Source organism: Sphingobium sp. MP9-4 (assembly GCF_005281675.1).
Classification (GTDB): Bacteria; Pseudomonadota; Alphaproteobacteria; order Sphingomonadales; family Sphingomonadaceae; genus Sphingobium; species Sphingobium yanoikuyae.
On record NZ_LUFI01000040.1, the window covers coordinates 1 to 19,541 of the forward strand.

Consider the following 19,541-nt stretch of genomic DNA (forward strand, 5'->3'; position numbering starts at 1 on the left):
AAACCGTCGCCCCGATCCCAGCGGCCGGACAGCGACACGTAACCGCTGCCCAGATCCGGCGCGATGCTGGCCGACAGCTCGGTCGCATCCCTGCTGCCGTAGAAGGCGCTGGCGCCGAAGTGTGGCATCTGGTCGCGGGTGGCGCTGGCCAGTTCGATCGTGCCGGCAACCGCGCCGGCCCCGAACGCGCCACTGCCCCCGCCGCGCGTCACCCGCACCAGCGCCAGCCGGTCGGGCACCAAAGCCGAGAAGGGGATATAGCCGAAGAAGGGATCAGCCACCGGCACGCCATCAAGCAGCACCAGGGTCCGGCTCGACGCATTGCCACCCAGCGCGCGCAGGGTGGCGCCCTGGTTCGAGGGATTGGACGCTCGGCTGTCAGAGCGGCGGAACTGCTGGAAGCCCGCGACATCGGCCAGCACGCTCTCGATCCGACCCGACGCCGCATCCTCAAGCCGATCCCGGTCGATCACCACAGAGCCATAGGCCGGCGTCCCAGGCGGCAGGGCGAGGCCCGTGCCGGTCACCACGATCGACGCGGCGGCCATCGCCTCGCCAGCGCCATCGGGTGTTTCCGCCTGCGCCGCGAAGGGCGCCATTGCCATGCCGAGCGCGAGCCATTTTGTTCTGCGCATATATCCTCCCCTGCCGCCCCGTCATGCGAAGGGGCGGCATCCCTTCGATAGGATGCCGCCCCTTGCCGGAACATTGGCCTTTGGGCCGATGGCCCTTCCCCCGCTCAGAAGAAGAGGATGGCGCCGGCGGCAATCGTGTCGCCCTGCGCCTCATTGCCATTATGCGCCTTTGAGGTGCTGTGGATATATTCGCCGATCAGCGTCACCCAGCTGGTCAGGCCATAACGGCCCTGCCCCACCCAGCTGCTGTTCTTGCGGATCAACGTCGGGTTGGCGAGCGCGTCCGCGGCATTGGCATAATGGAGATTGCTCTCGCCATAGCTGCCACCGACCGAGAATTTGCCGAAGGTCGCCAGCCCCTGAAGATAGAAGCCGTCGCTGTCGCGCTTGTTGCCGGCGGCATCGGTGTCGAACAGGTTGAGCGCCGTCGTGCCCAGCCCCGAGCCATTATAATAATAGCCGGTGAGGACGATCGGGCCGTAGCCGATCTTGGCCCCGGTATCGAAACCGCTGCCGGTATAGGAAATGCCGTCGACGCGATTATGCCGCTGGGCGATGCCCGACAGCCAGGCGCGGGCCGAAAAATCGCCGAACTTGCCGTCATAGACGATCTTGCCTTGGAAGCCGGGCGACTTGTTGCTTTCGCCCGGTCCGGTCAGCGATTCGAGCGGCTGGAAGACGCCGACCGAGACCTGGAAGCCCGACAGGCTGGGCGACGTGTAAGTGATCTGCGGCTGGAAATCGGTATAGATATAGCCGATGCCGATGCGGCCGAGCGAGGTGTTGGACGGCGCGACATTGCCGCCGCTCGACCCGACAGACAGCAAAGTGATGTCGTTCAATATGCCTTCCGAGCCGAACAGGCCGATGTCGCGCCCCAGCTTGAACTCCCCCAGGCCGGAACGGCCGATTGTCATGTAGGTCTGGCGGAAATCGATGCCGGCGGTCTGCAGCGCCACCGGCCGCCCGCCGGCATTGGCGCCGCCGCCGACCGAATAATCCGCACTGTTGATGCCGGGATACATGCCGAAATGGGCGCCGACGTCCCATCCGCCCTGATTGGTGGTGACATCGAATTTCAGATAGCCGGGCAACAGGCCGTTGCGGATCGCCGAACTATTGCCGCCGACCGGCACGACACCGCCGACGACATCGGTATTCGGCCCGGCCGCCTGGCCATTTTCATGGGTGTAGAAACCGTTGACCGATCCGGAAATCTTGACCGTGACGTCGCCCACCTCAAACCCGACGCCGCTGTCGGCGACGCGCACCACGGGCTTGCCGTCCGACGCGGCGGGCGCAGCGGCAGCGGCCGGCGCGGCAGCGTCTTCCTTTGCCAGCTGGGCATATTCCTCGTCGGTGAGGATCCCCTTCTCATGCAGCCTTTTCAGCAGTTCGCTCGTCGTCCCGGCGCTCGCCGGCGTTGCCCCTGCGACGAACAGCAACGCCATGGCGGCGCTGCCGAGGAATGTTCCCCGTGCCATCTCATCCTCCCTCTTGTGCGCCGGTCGTGCCGGCTGTCGGGAAGAGTGGGCGGCGGCGATGGCGGCCGAAATTGGACTTTGGTTCTCGTCCTCCTCCCGCGCACCTCGCTATACTTTTGGTCAGGGCACGACGGCGATGCCCCACGGCCCGGCGCCGACCGCCACCGTGCCGACGACCTTGCCGGCAGCCAGGTCGATCACGGAGACATTGTCCGAAAGGCCATTGGCGGCAAAAGCGCGCACGCCGTCCGGGCTGACCGCGACATGCCAGACCCGCTTGCCGACCGGCACATAGGCGCGGACCTTGCGGGTGGCGACATCGACCAGCGCGACATGGTTGGCGCGGCCGAGCGCCACGACCGCCGTCTTGCCGTCCGGCGTGAAGCGTATGCCGCAGGGCAATAGCTGATAATCCTGCACGCCGGGAATGGCGAAATGCAGCGTCTCGACGATCCTGCGCGTGGCCGGATCGGCAATCTGCACCGTGCCGCCCATCTCCGCCGCGATCCACAGCTCCTTGCCATCGGCGGTAAATTCGACATGGCGGGGGCGCTGATCAGTCTCGGTCGCGTCGACCATCGTCTTGTTCGCCAGGTCGATCCAGTTGACGACGCCGTCATCCTCCGATGTCACCACCACCCATTTGCCGTCGGGGCTTTGCGCCACGCCCTCGGGCTCCTTGCCGACATCGACCTGGAAGGCGACCTTGCGGCTGTCGAGGTCGATCGCGGTCAGCGCGGCATTATCCTCATTGGCGACGAACAAGGTCCGGCCATCGCGCGACAGGAAGAATTGCTCGGGATCCTGCCCCGATGGCAGGTCCGCGACGACCTTGCCGGTCGCGCGGTCGATCATCTGCACCGCATGGTCGTTGCTGGCGCAGAGCAGGATATATTTGCCGTCCTTGGTGAGGGTGATGCCGCGCGGCCGTCCGCCCACCGGCCAGGTCGCGACCGTCTGCATCGTGGCGGCATCGATGACGCTGACGCTATTGCCCCGCTCGTTGGAGACATAGAGCGTCTCGGCCCGGACCGACGGGATCGCCACCGTCAGCGCAAGCCCCGCAATCACGCCCTTCATCATGCCCGCATCCTCTCGTTCTTTTGGCCTGATAGCGGATTAGCCCCCGGCCCGTCGCGGCGGGATTGTACCAATGGCCAATGGGGGCCGTCCCCGCCCTCCCCTACAGTCGTCAGCGACAGGGACGACATGCGGCCAGCACAGGCACGCGGCACAGACGAGGGTTTGGGATGAGGAATTACGGACGGATCGCATTGTTCGGCGCGGCCTGCCTGGCGGGCGCATCGATCACATCGGCACTGATGGCGCATGGCAATGTCACGCCGCAGGCGGTCGACACATCGGCCCTGCCGGAAATCGGCGCCGACTGGGTGCAGCACAACCCCTATCGCGGCAATGCCACGGCAGCCAAGATCGGCGAATCCGCCTATGGCCAGAATTGCGCCCGCTGCCACGGGCTGGACGCGGAAAGCGGCGGCATCGCGCCGGACCTGCGCTATCTGGAAGTCGGCGACAGCGGCGACGAATGGTTCATCCAGCGTTACCAGCATGGCTCCAACCATGACGGCAAGGTCTATATGCCGCCCTTCGGCGACGTGCTGGGACAGAAGGCCGGATGGGCGATCCGCGCCTGGCTCGAAACCAAGCATCAGGAGTGATCGCGATGGATCGCCGCGCCTTCTTGAGCAGCGCGGCGGCCGCCGCGCTGGTTGGCTATATTTCGGGCGGGCAGGCCGCAAAGGCCGCGCCGCTCGGCAAGGTCAGGGAATTGGGTGTCCTTCGGGTCGCAGTCTATAAGGACAACCGCCCCTGGTCCTGGCGCAAGGACGGCAAGCTGACCGGGATCGACGTCGACCTGGCCCAGGCGCTGGCCAAGGGGCTGGGCGTGCGCGCCGACGTTGCCGAACTGGTCGCGGACGAAAGCGCCGACGACGACCTGCGCAATGGGGTGTGGAAGGGCGGCCTTTTGGGCTTCCAGCCGGCCGACATCATGCTGCATGTGCCGTTCGACCGGACTTTCGCCGCACGCAACGATCAGGTCGCGATCATCGCCCCCTATTATCGCGAGAGCTTCCAGTTTGCTGCGGTCAAGGGCGAGATCGACGTCAACGCGCCGCCGACCCAATATCGCGGCAAGCGGCTGGCGGTCGAGATCGACTCCATTCCCGATTTCTACCTGATCGGCACATTCGGCGGCATATTGGCCAGGGATGTCGTCCATTTCCCCGGCGGGACGGAAGCCGTTACCGCGCTGACCGATGGCCGGGCCGATGGCGCGCTCGCCAGCCGGGCGCAGATCGAGGCGGTGCTGCACGACAGCGGCGCCACCAACATCGTCCGCCGCACCAGCCCCCTGCCCGCCTTCACTTCGGCCGGATGGGACATCGGCATGGCGGTGAAGGAGAATAGCCGGAACCTGGGCGATGCGGTCGAGACCATCCTGGCCGACATGACGCAATCGGGCGCGCTCAAGGCGATCTTCGAAAGCCATGGCGTCGCCTATGCGCCGGCCGTCGCGGCCGGCTGAACGGGCGACCCAAGGTCCAATTGGCACGGCCGCCGTGCCCCATAAGGTGCGGCATCGACGGCGTTGATCACGCCGGAAAACAAGGGAGGATGACTATGACGGGACGTTTCACGCGTTCGTTCCTGGGGGCAGCCGCGATCGCGCTGGTGGCCGGGGCCGCGCCACTGCTCGCGGCCGATGCGGCAGGCGGGCCTACCGATGTCGACCTGATGAACGATGCCGCATCGACTGGCGACGTGCTGACCTATGGCATGGGACCGCAGGCACAGCGTTTCAGCACGCTCAACCAGATCAACACCGACACCGTCAGCAAGCTGGTGCCCGCCTTCGCCTCGTCGCTAGGTGGCGAGAAGCAGCGCGGCCAGGAGGCCCAGCCTCTGGTCTATGACGGCACCATCTATGTCACCGGTTCCTATTCGCGGCTCTATGCCTTCGACTCCCGCACCGGCGAGGAGAAATGGGAATATAATGCCCGCCTGCCCGACGACATCATGCCCTGCTGCGACGTCGTCAATCGCGGCGCGGCGATCCATGGCGACAAGATAATCTTCGCCACGCTCGACGCGCGGCTGGTGGCGCTCAATCGCCATACCGGCAAGGTGGTGTGGAACAAGCAGATCGCCGATTACAAGGCCGGCTACAGCGCGACCGCCGCGCCGCTGATCGTCAAGGGCATGGTCATCACCGGCAATTCGGGCGGCGAGTTCGGCATCGTCGGCGCGGTCGAGGCCCGTGACGTGGATACCGGCGAGCTGATCTGGCACCGCCCGGTGATCGAAGGAAACATGGGCACCTTGCGCGGCAAGGATAATGGCATCACCGGCAAGCTCAACGCGACTTGGCAGGGCGATCTCTACAAGACCGGCGGCGGCGCGACCTGGCTGGGTGGCACCTATGATCCGGAAACCAATCTTCTCTATTTCGGCACCGGCAACCCGGCCCCCTGGAACAGCCATTTGCGGCCCGGCGACAATCTCTACACCGCGTCGACGCTGGCGATCGATCCCGAAACCGGCGTGATCAAATGGCATTACCAGACCACCCCGCATGACGGCTGGGATTTCGACGGGGTCAACGAGTTCATCCCGTTCGACGCGACGATCAACGGCAAGCCGATGAAGCTGGGCGCCAAGGCGGACCGCAACGGCTATTTCTTCGTGCTCGACCGGACCAACGGCAAGTTCGTCAGCGCCAACCGCTTCGTCATGCAGACCACCTGGGCCAGCGGCTATGACAAGAATGGCAAGCCGATCGTGATCCCGGCCGGTCGCCCCGGTGCGCCGAGCGCGACCGAGAAGGGCAGCACCGTCTTCTCCTCGCCCAGTTTCCTGGGCGGCAAGAACTGGATGCCGATGGCCTATAGCAAGGACACCGGCCTGTTCTACATCCCGTCCAACGACTGGGGCATGGACATCTGGAACGAGCCGATCGCCTACAAGAAGGGCGCCGCCTATCTGGGCGCGGGCTTCACCATCAAGCCGATCGCCGAGGATCATATCGGCGCGCTGCGGGCGATGGACCCCAAGACCGGCAAGATCGTCTGGGAATATAAGAACAAGGCGCCGCTGTGGGGCGGCGTGTTGTCGACCGCCGGCAACCTGGTCTTCACCGGCACGCCCGAAGGCTATCTGAAGGCCTTCGACGCCAAGACCGGCAAGGAATTGTGGAAGTTCCAGACCGGGTCGGGCGTGGTCGGATCGCCGGTCACCTGGGAACAGGATGGCGAACAATATGTCGCCGTCATGTCCGGCTGGGGCGGCGCGGTGCCGCTGTGGGGCGGCGAAGTGGCCAAGTCCTTCAAGGACATCAATCAGGGCGGTTCGCTCTGGGTGTTCAAGCTGGCCAAATAAGGAGGCGAGGACGATGATCGTCATGGGGCGCGGACAGCATATGCACGGCGGAAATCGCGGGCAATTTGCCGCGCCCCCGCCTATGATCCATCATCATGGCCAGGGGGCGGACATGCAGGTCGAAGACAGTGATGCGATGATGGAAAGGGTGCTGATCGTCGACGATCACCCGCTGGTGCGCGACGGGCTGCGCAGCGTGATCGCGGTCAGTTTCGACGGCTGCGAGATTTTCGAGGCGGCCAGCCTGGAGGAAGCGCTGGCAACGCTGGAGAAACAGTCCAATTTCGACCTGGTGCTGCTCGACCTCAATATTCCCGACGTGAAGCGGCTCGATGGCCTGAAACTGCTGCGCAGTCGCCACCCGATCCTGCCGGTGGTGATGGTGTCGGGCGCGTTCGACCGGGCGATCGTGCGCGAAGCGCTGGGCGCCGGTGCGGCGGGCTTCATCCCCAAGTCGATGAAGCGCAGCGCTATCGTCGATGCGCTGCACCGGGTGGTGTCAGGCGAAATCTACATGCCCGACGCGATCGACGAGGCGCCGCAGGAAAGCGCCGAGGAGGCGGATATCCTGACCCGGATCGGTAGCCTGACGCCGCAGCAGCGGATCGTGCTGACCCATCTGGTCCATGGCCGGCTGAACAAGCAGATCGCCCATGACCTGAGCGTATCAATGACGACGGTGAAGGCGCATGTCTCCGCGATCCTGCAAAAGCTCAACGTCTTCAGCCGGACCCAGGCGGTGATCCTGGCCAATCGGGTCCATTTCGACGGCGACAACTGACCGCGGAAAATAGGAAATCCCGCTCTTAACTTCGCATATTTCCCGCACATTTCGACATTTTGATGCCGATGTTGGAAATCATGTTGCGCGCCCCATCCCTATCGTCCCCTGTTCCCGACTAGCATGGAACAGGGGCTGTAGGACAGGCAGGGACAGGTCAGAAGCTGGCCTTCAGCCCGTCGATCACGAACTGCGCCGCGAGCGCGGCGAGCAGCACGCCGAGCAGGCGGGTAATCACCGCCTCGATCTTGGTGCCCAGGATCGCCATCAACGGCCCGGCCGCCAGCAAGGCGCCCAGCATCAGTACCAAAGTCACCGCCACCGCGACCAGCACGACCAGCCGGTCGACCATGCCGTCGGCGCGCGACATCAGCAGCATGACGGTCGCGATCGAGCCCGGCCCGGCGATCATCGGCATCGCCATCGGAAAGACGGAGACATCCTCCACCTCCGGCGTCTCGGCGATCTTCTGCGCCCGATCCTCGCGCCGCTGGGTGCGCTTTTCGAACACCATGTCCATCGCAATCATGAACAGCATGATGCCGCCGGCAATGCGGAAACTGTCCAGTTCGATGCCGAGCACGCCGAGCAGCTGCTTACCCCACAGGGCGAAGACCAGCAGGATGGCGGCGGCAATGCCGACCGCGCGGATCGCCATCGACCGGCGCTGGGCAATGCTCGCCCCGCTGGTCAGGCTGGCATAGATGGGCGCGCAGCCCGGCGGATCGATCACCACGAACAGGGTGACGAAAGCGGATATGAACAATTCCATCATGACGGCGCCCCCACCTTGTCGTCGATCACCACATCATAGCCGGTCCCGTTCCACATGCGGACGGTGACCCGGCGGCTGCCGTCGGTCGCGACATCGGCAGACCAGATCAGGCTGTCATCCTGCGGCACCGGCGGCGCCTCCCCCTTTGCCGGGGGTGGACCTTCGGGCCGCGCGCCGCGCTTGCAGGTCGCAACCTTGCCGGTCAGAAATTCCGGCGCCTCCCGTTCGGTAGCCAGACGATCGCCATGATCGAGGATCCACTGCCAGCGGCCCTTCTTGTCGCGCCGCCACAGGGTGGTGAAATAGCCGACCGATCCGTCCGGCCGTTTCCAGTTACCGGTGCTGGCGGCGAGCAGGCCGTCGCAGGAGACATAGACGATCGAGGGCGACCAGCTGACCGAGGCCGGCGGGTCCGCCTGCTTCTTCAGCCAGTCCTTCGCCGCCACCCGCTGCGGCACGAACATCACGGCGTCATCCGCCGCCGTCTCGCGAAAGGCGGTCCATTGTCCCTTTTGCTGGGCAAGCCGGTTGAAGGCGATTTCGGCCGCGATCACCGAGCTGGGATCGGGCTGGTAACGCATCGGCGGCTTGGCCGCGACCAGCATCACCAGGCTGAGGGCGAGGAGCGCGCCGCGCCCCTTCACAGCCCCTCCGGCTTGGCGAGGCCCGCGCGCGCATGGGCCGCGACCAGCGTGTTGCGCAGCAGCACCGCGATCGTCATCGGGCCGACGCCGCCGGGGACCGGGGTGATGGCGCGGACATGGGACAGCGCTTCGGCCGTGGCGACATCGCCGACGATCCGGCCCTTGCCATCTTCGGTATCGACCACGCGGTTGATGCCGACGTCGATCACCGTCGCGCCCGGCTTGATCCATTCGCCCTTCACCATTTCGGCGCGGCCGACGGCCGCGACCACGATGTCGGCGCGGTGGACGATGCTGGCGATGTCGCGGGTGCGGCTATGGGCGATGGTGACGGTGCAATTTTCCGCGAGCAGCAGCGCCGCCATCGGTTTGCCGACGATGTTCGAGCGACCGACCACGACCGCCTCCATGCCCGACAGGTCGCCCAGTTCATCCTTCAGCAGCATGATGCAGCCGAGCGGCGTGCAGGGCACCAGCGCATCCTGTCCGGTGGCCAGACGCCCCGTGTTGACGACATGGAAGCCATCGACATCCTTGGCCGGGTCGATCGCGGCGATCACCGCCGCTTCATCGATATGCCTGGGCAGCGGCAGCTGGACCAGGATGCCGTCGACGCGGTCGTCATGGTTCAGTTCCTCGATCAGGTCGAGCAGGTCATCCTCGCCGATGCTGTCGGGGCGCTTGAACTCGAAGCTTTCCATGCCGGCGGCGACCGTCATCTTGCCCTTGTTGCGGACATAGACGCTGCTCGCGGGATCTTCGCCCACCAGCACCACGGCCAGGCCCGGCTTGCGGCCCGTCTGTTCCACGAAGGCGGCGACGCCATCGGCCACCTTGTCCCGCAGTCCGGCCGCAAAAGCCTTGCCGTCGATAATCTTGCCGATCGTCATGTCGCGTCTATCCATGTCTCGATGATGGCGGTCAGCCGGTCCAACGCCTGCGCCCCGCCCTGTATCCGCAATCGCTTTAGCCGGTTGGTATCACCCGATTCCAGCAAAATCGCCCCCCTGGGCCAATCCAGCCGCTTGGCCAGCAGCGCGATCAGCGCCGCATTGGCCTTTCCCTTTTCCGGCACGGCGCGCACGCGGGCGGACAGCCAGTGCGCGCCATATTCGTCGGTCCAGCGCCCGCCGACATCCTCGCGCGTGGCGCCGGGCGTCAGGCGGACCGCCAGAATGAGGTCATCCCCGTCCCGGCGCCAGCCGGTCAGAGACTGTTTGAGAAAGCCGGTACCAGCCCGCTCCCCCGCCCAACCACCCGACAGGATGACACTGGATCGGGTGGTTGGGCGGGGGAGCGGGCTGGTACCGCGCTGAAAAATCGCTCTTTCGCGATTTTTCAAACAGCCGGTCACATCAGGCTGGAGAAGAGCGGCGGCAGGATCGCCTGGCGGATGATGAGAATGCCCAGCAGGACAACCATCGGCGTCAGGTCGAGCGCGCCGAGGTCGGGCATGACCCGGCGGATCGGATTATAGATGGGCGCCGTCATCCGATCGAGCGCGACCATCACGGTGCGCACGAAATCGCTGCCCATGTTGACGACGTTGAAGGCGATCAGCCAGCTCATGACGGCCTGGATGATGATGATCCACCACAGCACGTCGAGCAGGATGACGATGGTCTGATAGAGGGCGTAGGCCATGCGGTCTCCGAAAGAGCGGTTGGCGCTCGCTCTAGCCGAGGCATGGGGCCGGCCACAAGTCGCGACAGTCCCTTATTCCACCAAAGGACGCCATAGTTCTGCAAAAGCCGGTTCGGCAGGAAGGGGTAGCGGGACCAGCCCGTCGCGCTATAGCTGGGTCATGGATTTTCGTGACGCCTCCCCCGCCGATGCCCCGCTGATCGCCGCCATGCATGTGGAAAGCTGGCGCATCGCCTATGCCCATATCATGGACCCGGCCTATCTGGCGGGCGGGATCGAGGCCGAGCGGCTGGCCACCTGGACGCAGCGGCTCGAACATCCGGCGCCGGGACAGCGCATCATCATCGCCGAGCGGGACGGGCAGCCGATGGGCTTCACCTGCATCATCGGCGGGGCCGATGATCGCTGGGGCACGCTGGTCGACAATCTCCACGCCCTGCCCGCCGCGCGCGGCACGGGCCTTGGCACGGCATTGCTGGCGCGCGGGGCGCAATGGGCGATCGAGGGCTGGCCCCAGACCGGCCTGTTCCTGTGGTGCTACAGCGACAATTTGGCCGCGCGCGGCTTCTACGCCTCGCGCGGCGGGATCGAGGTCGAGGATTGGGACAAGCCCGGCCCGGACGGCCGGACCCTGCCGGAAAAGCGCATATATTGGGCTGATCCGGCAATCCTGCTCCGGTAAATCGGCGCTTATTTGCGGATCAGCGTGCCCGCACCGCGATCGGTGAAGATTTCCAGCAGCATGGCGTGCGGCACCCGGCCATCCAGGATGACGGCGGCATCGACGCCGCTCTCGACCGCCTTGACGCAGGTTTCCAGCTTCGGGATCATGCCGCCGGTGATGGTGCCGTCGACCTGCAGCGCATGGATCGCCGCCGGATCGAGATCGGTCAGCAATTCCTTGTCCTTGTTGAGCACGCCCGGCACGTCGGTCAGCAGGAAGAAGCGCGACGCCTGAAGCTCGGCGGCGATCGCCCCAGCCATGGTGTCGGCATTGACATTATAGGTATGGCCATCGGCGCCGATGCCCACGGGCGCGACCACCGGAATGATGCCGTCCTGGGTCAGCGTGTCGAGGATGCGACGATCGACCGAGACCGGGTCGCCGACAAAGCCCAGATCGACATGGCGCTCGATGCCCGAATTGGGATCGGGCGCGCGGCTGTGGCCGACCTTCTCGCACAGGACGAGGCCGCCATCCTTGCCCGAGATGCCGACCGCGCGGCCGCCCGCGCCGCTGATCCAGCCGACGATTTCCTTGTTGATGGAGCCGGCCAACACCATTTCGGCGATCTGGGCGGTTTCCTTGTCGGTGACGCGCAGGCCGTTCACGAACTGCGATTCGACGCCCAGCTTCTTGAGCATCGCGCCGATCTGCGGCCCGCCACCATGGACGACGACGACATTGATGCCGACCGCCTTCATCAGGACGACGTCCTCGGCGAAGTCGCGTGCAGCCTCCGGATCGCCCATGGCGTGGCCGCCATATTTCACGACGAAGGTCTTGCCCGCATAGCGCTGCATATAGGGCAGCGCCTCGACAAGGGTTTCGGCCTTCGCGAGGAGCGCGGGATCGGGGGCGTAGTTGCTGGTCATGCGCGCGCGCATAAGCCCATATGCGCGCTACGGCAAGTTATCGATCGAGGCGACGGCCCAATGCGACGGCCGCAGAGATGAGAGGCGGCACCAGGATGATCGACAGCAGCACCTTGGTAATCATCTGCCCGACCATCAGGTCCATGATCGGCCGCTCGCCATAGAAGGAGATGGTGATGAACAGCAGGGTGTCGACGATCTGCGACACGACGCTGGCCACCATACCGCGCAGCCAGACCAGACGGCCCTCTCCCCCGGCCAGGCGCGAAAAGATGAAGACGTTGAGCGTCTGCGACGTGCCATAGGAAATGAGGCCCGCCAGCATCATGCGCGACCCCTGTCCCACGACGATCGGGAAGGCATCGACGGCAGGCGGATACATGCCCGGATCATGCGGCAGGGCGATGACGATATGGATCAGCGCGGCCGACACCAGCAGCGGCACGAAGCCCAGGCGCACCAGCGCGGTCGCGGTCTTTTGCCCGTGCAGTTCCGACACAGCGCTGGAAATGATGACCAGCAGCAGAAAGGCGAAGATGCCGGCCTCCACCGCGAGCGGCCCCAGGGCGACCTGTTTCACCCCCAGCACGCCGGCCATGCAGACCATGCCGCCATAAAGGATGGAAAAGACGAAGAGGGAGCGGGTCAGCGGCGCGGGCGATGAAGTCATCGCCAGCCCTTACCGGGATTCGGCCTGCGGGGGAAGATGGCGCGGCACGCTCTGCCCCGTCCCCTTTCAGGCCAGCATGGTGCGCAGCAGCGCGCGCAGTTGAGCGGGCTTTACCGGCTTGTTGAGCAGGGGGATGTTGGCGGCGGCGAGCTGGGTCTTGAGCGGTTCGCCGCGATCGGCCGAGATCATGACGGCGGGTACGCGGACGCCGAAATGATCGTGCAGGCGGGTGATGACCGTGTCGCCGGTTTCTCCGTCCTTGAGATGATAGTCGACCAGGATGATGTCGGGCCGGCGGCCATCGGCGAACAGCGCGGCCGCCTGGTCATAGCCGTCGGCGGTGACGACGCTGCACCCCCAGCCGGTGAGCAGGGTGCGCATGCCCGACTGGATCTGCTTTTCATTGTCGACCACCAGCACCGACAGGTCGCGCATCGACCGGTCGCGGGTCGGCTGGCCGGTATCGCCATCCTCCTCGCGCTGGGGCTGGCCGATGGGGAGGGCGATGGCGAAGGTCGCCCCATGCCCCGGCTGCGAGCGCAGGCTGATGGGATGGCCGAGCATGTCGCTGGCCCGCTTGACGATGGCGAGGCCCAGCCCCTTGCCCTGGCTGCGGGTGTCGAGCCGGCGAAATTCCTCGAAGATCAGCGCCTGCTGCTCGGGCGCGATGCCGGGGCCGCTGTCGGTCACGCTGATTTCCACCCGGTCGTCATGCTGGATACAGGCGACCGAAACCGTGCCGCGCGGCGTGTAGCGGATGGCGTTGGAGATGAAATTCTGGAGGATGCGGCGCAGCAGGCGCAGGTCGGTTTCGACCCAGAGCGGCTGCGCCTCGATCTTGAAGGCAAGGCCGGCCGATCGGGCCATGGGGGCGAATTCGACATTCAGCGTCTGGAGCAGCCGGTCGATACGGAACGGGCCGATTTCCGGCTGGATCGCACCGGCATCCAGGCGCGAGATTTCCAGCAGCGCCTCCAGCAGATCCTCGACCGAGTCGAGCGCGGTCGAGGTCTGGTTGACCAGCGCGCGGGTCGGCAGCGCCAGCCGCCGGTCGCCCAGCGCCGCGACGAACAGCCGCGCGGCATTAAGCGGCTGGAGCAGATCATGGCTGGCGGCGGCGAGGAAGCGGGTCTTGGACAGGTTCGCCTTTTCCGCGACGATCTTGGCATCGATCAGCGCCGCCTCGATCGCGCGGCGCTCGGCCACTTCCCCTTCCAGCTTGCGGTTGAGGTCGACCAGTTCGCCGGTGCGTTCCGACACGCGCCGTTCCAGCGTCTCGGCGGTTTCCTGCAGGCTGGCCTGGGCGCGGAGCATGTCGGTGACGTCGGTGAAGCCGAACACCTGGCCGCCATCGGCCATGGCGTTGCTGCGCAATTCGAAATGCCGTTCCCCGGCGGTGCAGAGGCAGACCATCGCCTGCTGGTCCGCGCCGCCGCCGCGCCAGTCGAGACAGCCCTGATCATCCATCGCCAGCGTCTCGCGGCACCAGCGCTTCAATTCGGCATGGCTGCCAAGCGCGCCAGCGAAATTTTCCGGCAAGGCGAGCAGCCGGCGCAGCGCGTCGTTCCAGGCGGCCAGTTGCCCACTGCCGTCGAACACGCAGACCCCCTCCGACAGATTGTCGAGCGTCGATTGCAGCACGACGTTGCGTTCGGCCAGTTCACGGGCACGGGCGCGGGCATCCTCCGCCTTCGCCTCGGTAATGTCGGTATAGATGCCGACGATGCCGCCTTCGCTGGTGCGCAGTTCGTTGATCTGTATCCAACGACCATCGGCCAGCCGCTGCACCTGGCCACCATCGGCGATGCCATGCTTGGCCAGGCGATCCGACACCCAGCGATCGGGCGCGACCTGTGCCCCGGCCGGCCCCTGGCTGTGGGCAGCGATGCGGGCGATGTCGTGGAAGGTCAGATTCTGATCCAGCCGCTCGGCGACCTGCGGCCAGAAGCCGAGATAGGCTTCATTGTAGAGGATCAGCCGGTCTTCGGCATCGAACAGGACGAAGCCTTCGTTGATCGATTCGATCGCATCGCGCAGGCGCACCTGCGCGGCGTCCGCATCGGCATGGGCCTCGGCCAGATCGGCATTCGCCTTGGCGAGGCGGCCCAGCGCATCCTCCAGCTGGAGCGTCCGGTCGCGCACCTTGGCTTCGAGCGAGATGGCGGTTTCGAACATCGAGAAGGCGTTGGCCGACATGTCGGTCGAGCGTTCCACCCGATCCATCAGCGCGCCGTTGATCTTGCGCAGCTTGCGCACCTCCTCGCGCAGGGCATCCAGCTCCGCGTCGGTTTCAAGGGCGGTGCGCAGCTCGCTCATCGGCCGATCGCCAATCCGCTGAAGGTCTGGTTGACGTGCAACGCATGATATTGCTCGCCATAGGTGTTGAAGCCGATCACCCGGTTGCCGGCATAGAGGGCGGAAACATCGCGCGAAATCTGGCGCTGCTCCGCATCGATGCGGTTGAGCACGCAGTCGAAGGCGATGATCCGGTCCACCTCGCCCACGCGGGCGTGCAGGTCGGAAAAGAGCTGGCGCATGCCGGCGATCCGATCCACCGGCTCACCGATGTTGAGGACGATCCCCTCGTCGATCGCGCAATAGAAGGTCAGGCTGCCATCGGCATTGGCGCTCTGGATCGAGCGGACATGATATTCGCCGCCGGCCCGGACCATCGGCGGATGCGCCGCGAAAAATTCCATGCCCAGCTCCTCGCCGGCATGGCCGGCCAGGCGCAGATATTCGGCCGCGGCCGGCTCTGCATTGATCTCGGTCACGATGCGTTCGTGCGGGATCGCGCCGGTAATCACCATCTTGGCCGCGCCAGGCTGATAATGCTGCGCCTTGAAGACGTGCATCGGCCGGGTCGAGGAGAGGATCGCCACCACGGCGGCGCGGGCATGAAAGCGGCCGCCATCGAAGATCGCGGTCTGCCGGAAGGCAAGATCGTCGCCGGACGATCCGCCGATCAGCGGAATGTCGCCCAGCGCATCCTGGATCGTCATGGTCAGCAGCTCCTCCCGATGCGAGAGGCCATCGACCAGGAACAGCGCGACATGATTGACCAGCCCGCCCAGCCGGCGGCTGTCCCGTTCCGCCTGCGCCGCCAGCGCCCGCACGACTTCGCGCGCGGCGACCGGATCGAAATTGTCGATGTCGTCGAAGCAATGGGAGGTCATGCAGAAATCGGCCGCAGGAAAGCCGATCACGGTCAGGCTGTCATGATCATAGCCCGCATCGGTCAGTTCGCCCGAGCTGGTGCAGCCGATCACGGTGGTGCATTCGCTATGCAGGTTGATCGCCCGCGCCAGGCTGTCCCGGTCATAATGCTGGGAACAGAAGATCACGGCGCCGGCCAGCGGCTCCGTGCCGAGTTGATCCACCAGATCCGCCATCGCCTCGAACGGATCGTCGGCATGGGAGGACGCAAACCCTATCCCTGCCCTTACCCCTGCGCCTGTCGCCATTGTCTCTCCCCCTCGCCCATTTTCTTATGCTTTGGGGCATTATCATGTAGCGGGTTCCGCTGGCCTGTCACGCGAAACAAGCCGGCTTCTGGCGCCGTGGATCAGGTGGAAGACCAGCAATGCGACGAATGGCATGGCAAGCCCCAGCAGCAGCGTCGCGGACAGGCGCGGCCAGTGCTTTTCCACGGCCTTGAGCGGATAGGAGAGCAGGCCCAGCGCATAATAGCTGACGGCCGCCGTCGACAGCCCTTCGACCAGTTGCTGAAGCTGGAGCTGCATCCGCGCGCTGCGGTCCATCGAGGCGAGCAGGCGGCCATTCTGGTTCTCGATATGGGTTTCGATCCGGGTGCGCAGCAGGGCAGTGAACTGCGCCGCGCGGCCGTTGAGCAGCGCCAGCCGATCGGTCAGCGCCGCGCAGGTGCGCACGGCGGGCCAGAGCCGCCTTTCGGTGAAGTCGGCGAGCGAGCGATGGCCGGCGATCGGCACGACATCCAGTTCGGCAAGGCGACTGGCGACGATCCGGCCATAGGCGGCGGTCGCGCTCATCCGATAGGCGCAGCCGCTGTCGATCGACAATATGTCGGCGGACAACTGGATCAGTCGCCCCAGCAGCACATCGTCGCGCACCTCGCCGGCGGCCAGCGCCCGGCCGACCTGCTCCAGCGCCTGTTCCAGCCAGTCGAGATCGGCCCAGGCCGTGCGCGCGGGCGGCAGGCCAAGCAGCGCCAGATTGCGATAATTGCCCAGTTCCTGCAGCCGCTGGACGCAGCGGGCAAGATCGCCGGGCAGCAGGCCGTTGGCGGCCACCACCATCCGGCCATAGCCATCATCATGGATGCGGAAATCGGTCCAGATGCGCGCGCCGCCACCGACATGACAGGTGACGAGCTGGCCCGCCGGGAACCCGGCACTGGCCACCAGCTCCGCGGCGGCGCCCTCATCCGCGACTATCGCCAGCCGCACGGCGCGGATCACCGCACCCGGCAGATATTCGGCCCAGGCGATCGCGGCACGGGCGTCGGCCGCGTCGGGAAAATCCCAGCCGACCGGATCGCTGCCGCCGCGCACCAGGGTGACCGTGCTGGCCTCGCTATGCTGTTCCCAGTGAAGATGGATGTCGGCGCCCAGCCGGGTCTCGCGATGGCGGCTGTCATGCCCCGGACGCAGATCGCCCGGCATGGCCGGCAAGGCCGCCAGTTCCGCCGTGCGCGCGTCCGCATCGAGCAGGCGGACAAGCTGGATCATCCGTGCCGGGACCGTCAGCGCGGGCTCGCGGCGCAACTGCATCTCGCCCACCACCTGCGGACGCAGCGCATGTTCGGTGAAGCGCCGCTCAGCCACCACGCGCCGGCTCTCCAGCGGCTTCCAGCAGATCCGCCTCCGCATCGGTGAAGACGCGCAAGCGGACGATGAAGCGCTGCCCGTCCGGGCTTTCGAGCGACATGCCGGCGCCCCGCCCCGGCACCACGTCGATCGTCACCTGGGTATGGCGCCAATATTCGAACTGGGCCGCGCCGATCCACACCGGCACATCACCCGCGACATGGCCCAGCAGCACATCCTGCGGGCCGACCCGGAATTCGCCGCGCGGGAAGCACATCGGCGCCGAACCGTCGCAGCAGCCGCCCGACTGGTGGAACATCAGCGGGCCATGCTGGTCGGTCAGGCGCGCGATCAGCGCGTCGGCCGCTGGCGTGGCGAGAATGCGGGCAGGACAATCGGCCATCGATCCGATCCTTCAGAACCAAAACTGGCAGAACCAAAGCTGGCGGGCATCCGGGGGAGGATGCCCGCCAAAGGTGCGGAGCGCCAAGAAAGGAGAGAGAAGGGGCGCTCCACTGTGGATCCGTCAGAAGAAGCCCAGCGCCTTGGGGCTATAGCTGACCAGCAGATTCTTGGTCTGCTGATAATGGTCGAGCATCATCTTGTGATTTTCGCGGCCGATGCCCGACTGCTTGTAGCCGCCAAAGGCCGCATGGGCCGGATAGGCGTGGTAGCAATTGGTCCAGACGCGACCGGCCTGGATGCCCCGGCCCATGCGATAGGCACGGGCGCCGTCGCGGGTCCACACGCCTGCGCCCAGGCCGTAGAGCGTGTCATTGGCGATGGCGAGCGCCTCCGCCTCGTCCTTGAAGGTGGTGACGGCCAGCACCGGGCCGAAAATCTCCTCCTGGAAAATGCGCATCCTGTTATGGCCCTTGAGCACGGTGGGCGTCACATAGAAGCCATCGGCCAGTTCGCCGTCATGGGTGGCGCGATCGCCGCCGGTCAGCACTTCCGCGCCCTCCTCCTTGCCGATCGCGATGTAGGAGAGGATCTTTTCGAGCTGGTCGTTCGACGCCTGGGCGCCGATCATCGTCGAAGGATCGAGCGGGCTGCCCTGCTTGATCGCCTTTACCCGCGCGATCGCCCGTTCGATGAACTTTTCGTAGATCGATTCCTGGATCAGCGCGCGACTAGGGCAGGTGCAGACCTCGCCCTGGTTGAGCGCGAACATGGCGAAGCCTTCGAGGCATTTGTCGAAATAATCATCGTCCGCATCCATCACATCCTCGAAGAAGATGTTGGGCGACTTGCCGCCCAGTTCCAGCGTGACGGGGATCAGGTTTTCCGACGCATATTGCATGATCAGGCGGCCGGTCGTGGTCTCGCCGGTGAAGGCGATCTTGCTGATCCGCTTGTTCGACGCCAGCGGCTTGCCCGCTTCCACGCCGAAGCCGTTGACGATGTTGAGCACGCCCGGCGGCAGCAGGTCGCCGATGATCTCCGCCAGCACCAGCACCGACATCGGCGTCTGCTCGGCAGGCTTGAGCACGATGCAGTTGCCGGCGGCCAGCGCGGGCGCCAGCTTCCACACCGCCATCAGGATCGGGAAGTTCCAGGGGATGATCTGGCCGACGACACCCAGCGGCTCGTGGAAATGATAGGCGATGGTGTCATGGTCGATCTCGCTGATCGATCCTTCCTGGGCGCGGGCGCAGCCGGCGAAATAGCGGAAATGATCGATGGCGAGGGGAATGTCGGCATGGGTGGTCTCGCGGATCGGCTTGCCATTGTCGATCGTCTCGGCCAGCGCGATGAGGTCGAGATTGGCCTCCATGCGATCGGCCATCTTGAGCAGGATGTTCGACCGCTCGGTCGATGACATCTTGCCCCAGGCATCCTTGGCGGCATGGGCGGCGTCGAGCGCGGCCTCGATATCCTCCGCCGTGCCGCGCGCGACCTGACACACGACCTGGCCGGTGACCGGCGAGATATTGTCGAAATACTGGCCCTTGGCCGGTGCCGTCCACTGCCCGCCGATATAATTGTCGTAGCGGTCGCGGATCAGGGTCTGGCCGGCGAATTTATCCAGCGCCTGTTGCAGCATCATCTTGTCTCCTGGGTCGATTTTGTGATCGTCTTTCAGCCTTCAGAAGATGGCAAAGCAGGCCGCCGGTGCAATTGGAC

At 65.6% G+C, this 19,541-nt stretch carries 20 protein-coding genes; 5 read left to right on the forward strand and 15 right to left on the reverse strand.

Annotated elements, in window-relative coordinates:
• The 3 genes from A0U87_RS13795 to A0U87_RS13805 form a co-directional block, all read right to left on the reverse strand.
• The coding region (locus A0U87_RS13795) for a TonB-dependent receptor plug domain-containing protein (RefSeq protein ID WP_170978399.1) at nt 1-635 on the reverse strand (635 nt) is incomplete at its 3' end.
• 104 nt (nt 636-739) lie between these two features.
• Entirely contained in the window at nt 740-2,119 is a 1,380-nt protein-coding gene (locus tag A0U87_RS13800) for a porin (RefSeq protein WP_137405630.1), read from the reverse strand.
• 120 nt (nt 2,120-2,239) lie between these two features.
• Nucleotides 2,240-3,202, reverse strand: coding sequence for a PQQ-dependent catabolism-associated beta-propeller protein (locus tag A0U87_RS13805; protein WP_048937577.1), 963 nt, complete (start codon nt 3,200-3,202; stop codon nt 2,240-2,242).
• Nucleotides 3,203-3,369: 167 nt separating this feature from the next.
• Here A0U87_RS13805 and pedF point away from each other — a divergent pair, with 167 nt between their 5' ends.
• The 4 genes from pedF (at nt 3,370) to A0U87_RS13825 (ending at nt 7,298) form a co-directional block, all read left to right on the forward strand.
• A complete protein-coding gene (gene pedF / locus A0U87_RS13810) occupies nt 3,370-3,798 on the forward strand; it encodes a cytochrome c-550 PedF (protein ID WP_137405631.1) in 429 nt (142 codons plus the stop codon).
• A gap of 5 nt (nt 3,799-3,803) precedes the next feature.
• Nucleotides 3,804-4,667 (forward strand): transporter substrate-binding domain-containing protein, encoded by an 864-nt coding sequence (locus A0U87_RS13815; RefSeq protein ID WP_048937662.1) that lies wholly within the window; start codon nt 3,804-3,806, stop codon nt 4,665-4,667.
• A 95-nt stretch (nt 4,668-4,762) separates the two neighbouring features.
• Nucleotides 4,763-6,517 (forward strand): methanol/ethanol family PQQ-dependent dehydrogenase, encoded by a 1,755-nt coding sequence (locus tag A0U87_RS13820; RefSeq protein WP_137405632.1) that lies wholly within the window; start codon nt 4,763-4,765, stop codon nt 6,515-6,517.
• Between the two features lie 13 nt (nt 6,518-6,530).
• A complete protein-coding gene (locus A0U87_RS13825) occupies nt 6,531-7,298 on the forward strand; it encodes a response regulator transcription factor (protein WP_048937579.1) in 768 nt (255 codons plus the stop codon).
• Nucleotides 7,299-7,455: 157 nt separating this feature from the next.
• On the opposite strand, the gene A0U87_RS13830 is transcribed toward A0U87_RS13825, so the two are convergent.
• The 5 genes from A0U87_RS13830 to A0U87_RS13850 all read right to left on the reverse strand — a co-directional run bounded on the left by A0U87_RS13830 (nt 7,456) and on the right by A0U87_RS13850 (nt 10,361).
• Nucleotides 7,456-8,073: a MarC family protein gene (locus A0U87_RS13830; RefSeq protein WP_004208345.1), complete on the reverse strand. Its 618-nt coding sequence runs from the start codon at nt 8,071-8,073 to the stop codon at nt 7,456-7,458.
• On the reverse strand, nt 8,070-8,717 hold the full coding sequence (locus A0U87_RS13835; RefSeq protein WP_048937580.1) for a hypothetical protein: 648 nt from the start codon (nt 8,715-8,717) through the stop codon (nt 8,070-8,072). Before A0U87_RS13835 ends, A0U87_RS13830 begins: the two co-directional genes overlap by 4 nt.
• Nucleotides 8,714-9,607 (reverse strand): bifunctional methylenetetrahydrofolate dehydrogenase/methenyltetrahydrofolate cyclohydrolase FolD, encoded by an 894-nt coding sequence (gene folD / locus A0U87_RS13840; protein ID WP_048937581.1) that lies wholly within the window; start codon nt 9,605-9,607, stop codon nt 8,714-8,716. Before folD ends, A0U87_RS13835 begins: the two co-directional genes overlap by 4 nt.
• The gene (locus tag A0U87_RS13845; protein WP_048937663.1) at nt 9,604-9,927 is read right to left on the reverse strand and encodes a DUF167 family protein; all 324 of its coding nucleotides are present in this window, start codon (nt 9,925-9,927) and stop codon (nt 9,604-9,606) included. The genes folD and A0U87_RS13845 overlap by 4 nt, the downstream gene beginning before the upstream one ends.
• A gap of 140 nt (nt 9,928-10,067) precedes the next feature.
• Nucleotides 10,068-10,361: a YggT family protein gene (locus tag A0U87_RS13850; protein ID WP_004208349.1), complete on the reverse strand. Its 294-nt coding sequence runs from the start codon at nt 10,359-10,361 to the stop codon at nt 10,068-10,070.
• Between the two features lie 160 nt (nt 10,362-10,521).
• Between A0U87_RS13850 and A0U87_RS13855 the strand changes: the two genes are divergently transcribed.
• On the forward strand, nt 10,522-11,043 hold the full coding sequence (locus A0U87_RS13855; protein ID WP_048937582.1) for a GNAT family N-acetyltransferase: 522 nt from the start codon (nt 10,522-10,524) through the stop codon (nt 11,041-11,043).
• 8 nt (nt 11,044-11,051) lie between these two features.
• On the opposite strand, the gene argB is transcribed toward A0U87_RS13855, so the two are convergent.
• The 7 genes from argB to adh all read right to left on the reverse strand — a co-directional run bounded on the left by argB (nt 11,052) and on the right by adh (nt 19,461).
• Nucleotides 11,052-11,969, reverse strand: coding sequence for an acetylglutamate kinase (gene argB, locus A0U87_RS13860; protein ID WP_004208351.1), 918 nt, complete (start codon nt 11,967-11,969; stop codon nt 11,052-11,054).
• Nucleotides 11,970-11,994: 25 nt separating this feature from the next.
• The gene (locus tag A0U87_RS13865; protein ID WP_010338459.1) at nt 11,995-12,627 is read right to left on the reverse strand and encodes a queuosine precursor transporter; all 633 of its coding nucleotides are present in this window, start codon (nt 12,625-12,627) and stop codon (nt 11,995-11,997) included.
• A gap of 66 nt (nt 12,628-12,693) precedes the next feature.
• Complete coding sequence (locus A0U87_RS13870; protein ID WP_137405633.1) at nt 12,694-14,943, reverse strand: NahK/ErcS family hybrid sensor histidine kinase/response regulator; 2,250 nt, start codon at nt 14,941-14,943, stop codon at nt 12,694-12,696.
• Nucleotides 14,940-16,091: an FIST N-terminal domain-containing protein gene (locus A0U87_RS13875; protein WP_048937584.1), complete on the reverse strand. Its 1,152-nt coding sequence runs from the start codon at nt 16,089-16,091 to the stop codon at nt 14,940-14,942. The genes A0U87_RS13870 and A0U87_RS13875 overlap by 4 nt, the downstream gene beginning before the upstream one ends.
• A 42-nt stretch (nt 16,092-16,133) precedes the next feature.
• Nucleotides 16,134-17,435: a DUF3422 domain-containing protein gene (locus tag A0U87_RS13880; protein WP_137405634.1), complete on the reverse strand. Its 1,302-nt coding sequence runs from the start codon at nt 17,433-17,435 to the stop codon at nt 16,134-16,136.
• The gene (locus A0U87_RS13885; RefSeq protein WP_137405635.1) at nt 17,425-17,817 is read right to left on the reverse strand and encodes a DUF779 domain-containing protein; all 393 of its coding nucleotides are present in this window, start codon (nt 17,815-17,817) and stop codon (nt 17,425-17,427) included. The genes A0U87_RS13880 and A0U87_RS13885 overlap by 11 nt, the downstream gene beginning before the upstream one ends.
• Before the next feature lie 123 nt (nt 17,818-17,940).
• Nucleotides 17,941-19,461, reverse strand: a complete 1,521-nt coding sequence (gene adh, locus A0U87_RS13890; RefSeq protein WP_048937664.1) for an aldehyde dehydrogenase — start codon at nt 19,459-19,461, stop codon at nt 17,941-17,943.
• Nucleotides 19,462-19,541: the final 80 nt, after the last annotated feature.

Excerpts from the sequence above, each read along its gene's own strand:
- A0U87_RS13800 (WP_137405630.1), bottom strand. The coding sequence starts at position 2,119 with ATGGCACGGGGAACATTCCTCGGCAGCGCCGCCATGGCGTTGCTGTTC.
- A0U87_RS13805 (WP_048937577.1), bottom strand. The coding sequence starts at position 3,202 with ATGATGAAGGGCGTGATTGCGGGGCTTGCGCTGACGGTGGCGATCCCG.
- pedF (WP_137405631.1), top strand. The coding sequence starts at position 3,370 with ATGAGGAATTACGGACGGATCGCATTGTTCGGCGCGGCCTGCCTGGCG.
- A0U87_RS13815 (WP_048937662.1), top strand. The coding sequence starts at position 3,804 with ATGGATCGCCGCGCCTTCTTGAGCAGCGCGGCGGCCGCCGCGCTGGTT.
- A0U87_RS13820 (WP_137405632.1), top strand. The coding sequence starts at position 4,763 with ATGACGGGACGTTTCACGCGTTCGTTCCTGGGGGCAGCCGCGATCGCG.
- A0U87_RS13825 (WP_048937579.1), top strand. The coding sequence starts at position 6,531 with ATGATCGTCATGGGGCGCGGACAGCATATGCACGGCGGAAATCGCGGG.
- A0U87_RS13830 (WP_004208345.1), bottom strand. The coding sequence starts at position 8,073 with ATGATGGAATTGTTCATATCCGCTTTCGTCACCCTGTTCGTGGTGATC.
- folD (WP_048937581.1), bottom strand. The coding sequence starts at position 9,607 with ATGACGATCGGCAAGATTATCGACGGCAAGGCTTTTGCGGCCGGACTG.
- A0U87_RS13850 (WP_004208349.1), bottom strand. The coding sequence starts at position 10,361 with ATGGCCTACGCCCTCTATCAGACCATCGTCATCCTGCTCGACGTGCTG.
- A0U87_RS13855 (WP_048937582.1), top strand. The coding sequence starts at position 10,522 with ATGGATTTTCGTGACGCCTCCCCCGCCGATGCCCCGCTGATCGCCGCC.
- argB (WP_004208351.1), bottom strand. The coding sequence starts at position 11,969 with ATGCGCGCGCGCATGACCAGCAACTACGCCCCCGATCCCGCGCTCCTC.
- A0U87_RS13865 (WP_010338459.1), bottom strand. The coding sequence starts at position 12,627 with ATGACTTCATCGCCCGCGCCGCTGACCCGCTCCCTCTTCGTCTTTTCC.
- A0U87_RS13870 (WP_137405633.1), bottom strand. The coding sequence starts at position 14,943 with ATGAGCGAGCTGCGCACCGCCCTTGAAACCGACGCGGAGCTGGATGCC.
- A0U87_RS13875 (WP_048937584.1), bottom strand. The coding sequence starts at position 16,091 with ATGGCGACAGGCGCAGGGGTAAGGGCAGGGATAGGGTTTGCGTCCTCC.
- A0U87_RS13885 (WP_137405635.1), bottom strand. The coding sequence starts at position 17,817 with ATGGCCGATTGTCCTGCCCGCATTCTCGCCACGCCAGCGGCCGACGCG.
- adh (WP_048937664.1), bottom strand. The coding sequence starts at position 19,461 with ATGCTGCAACAGGCGCTGGATAAATTCGCCGGCCAGACCCTGATCCGC.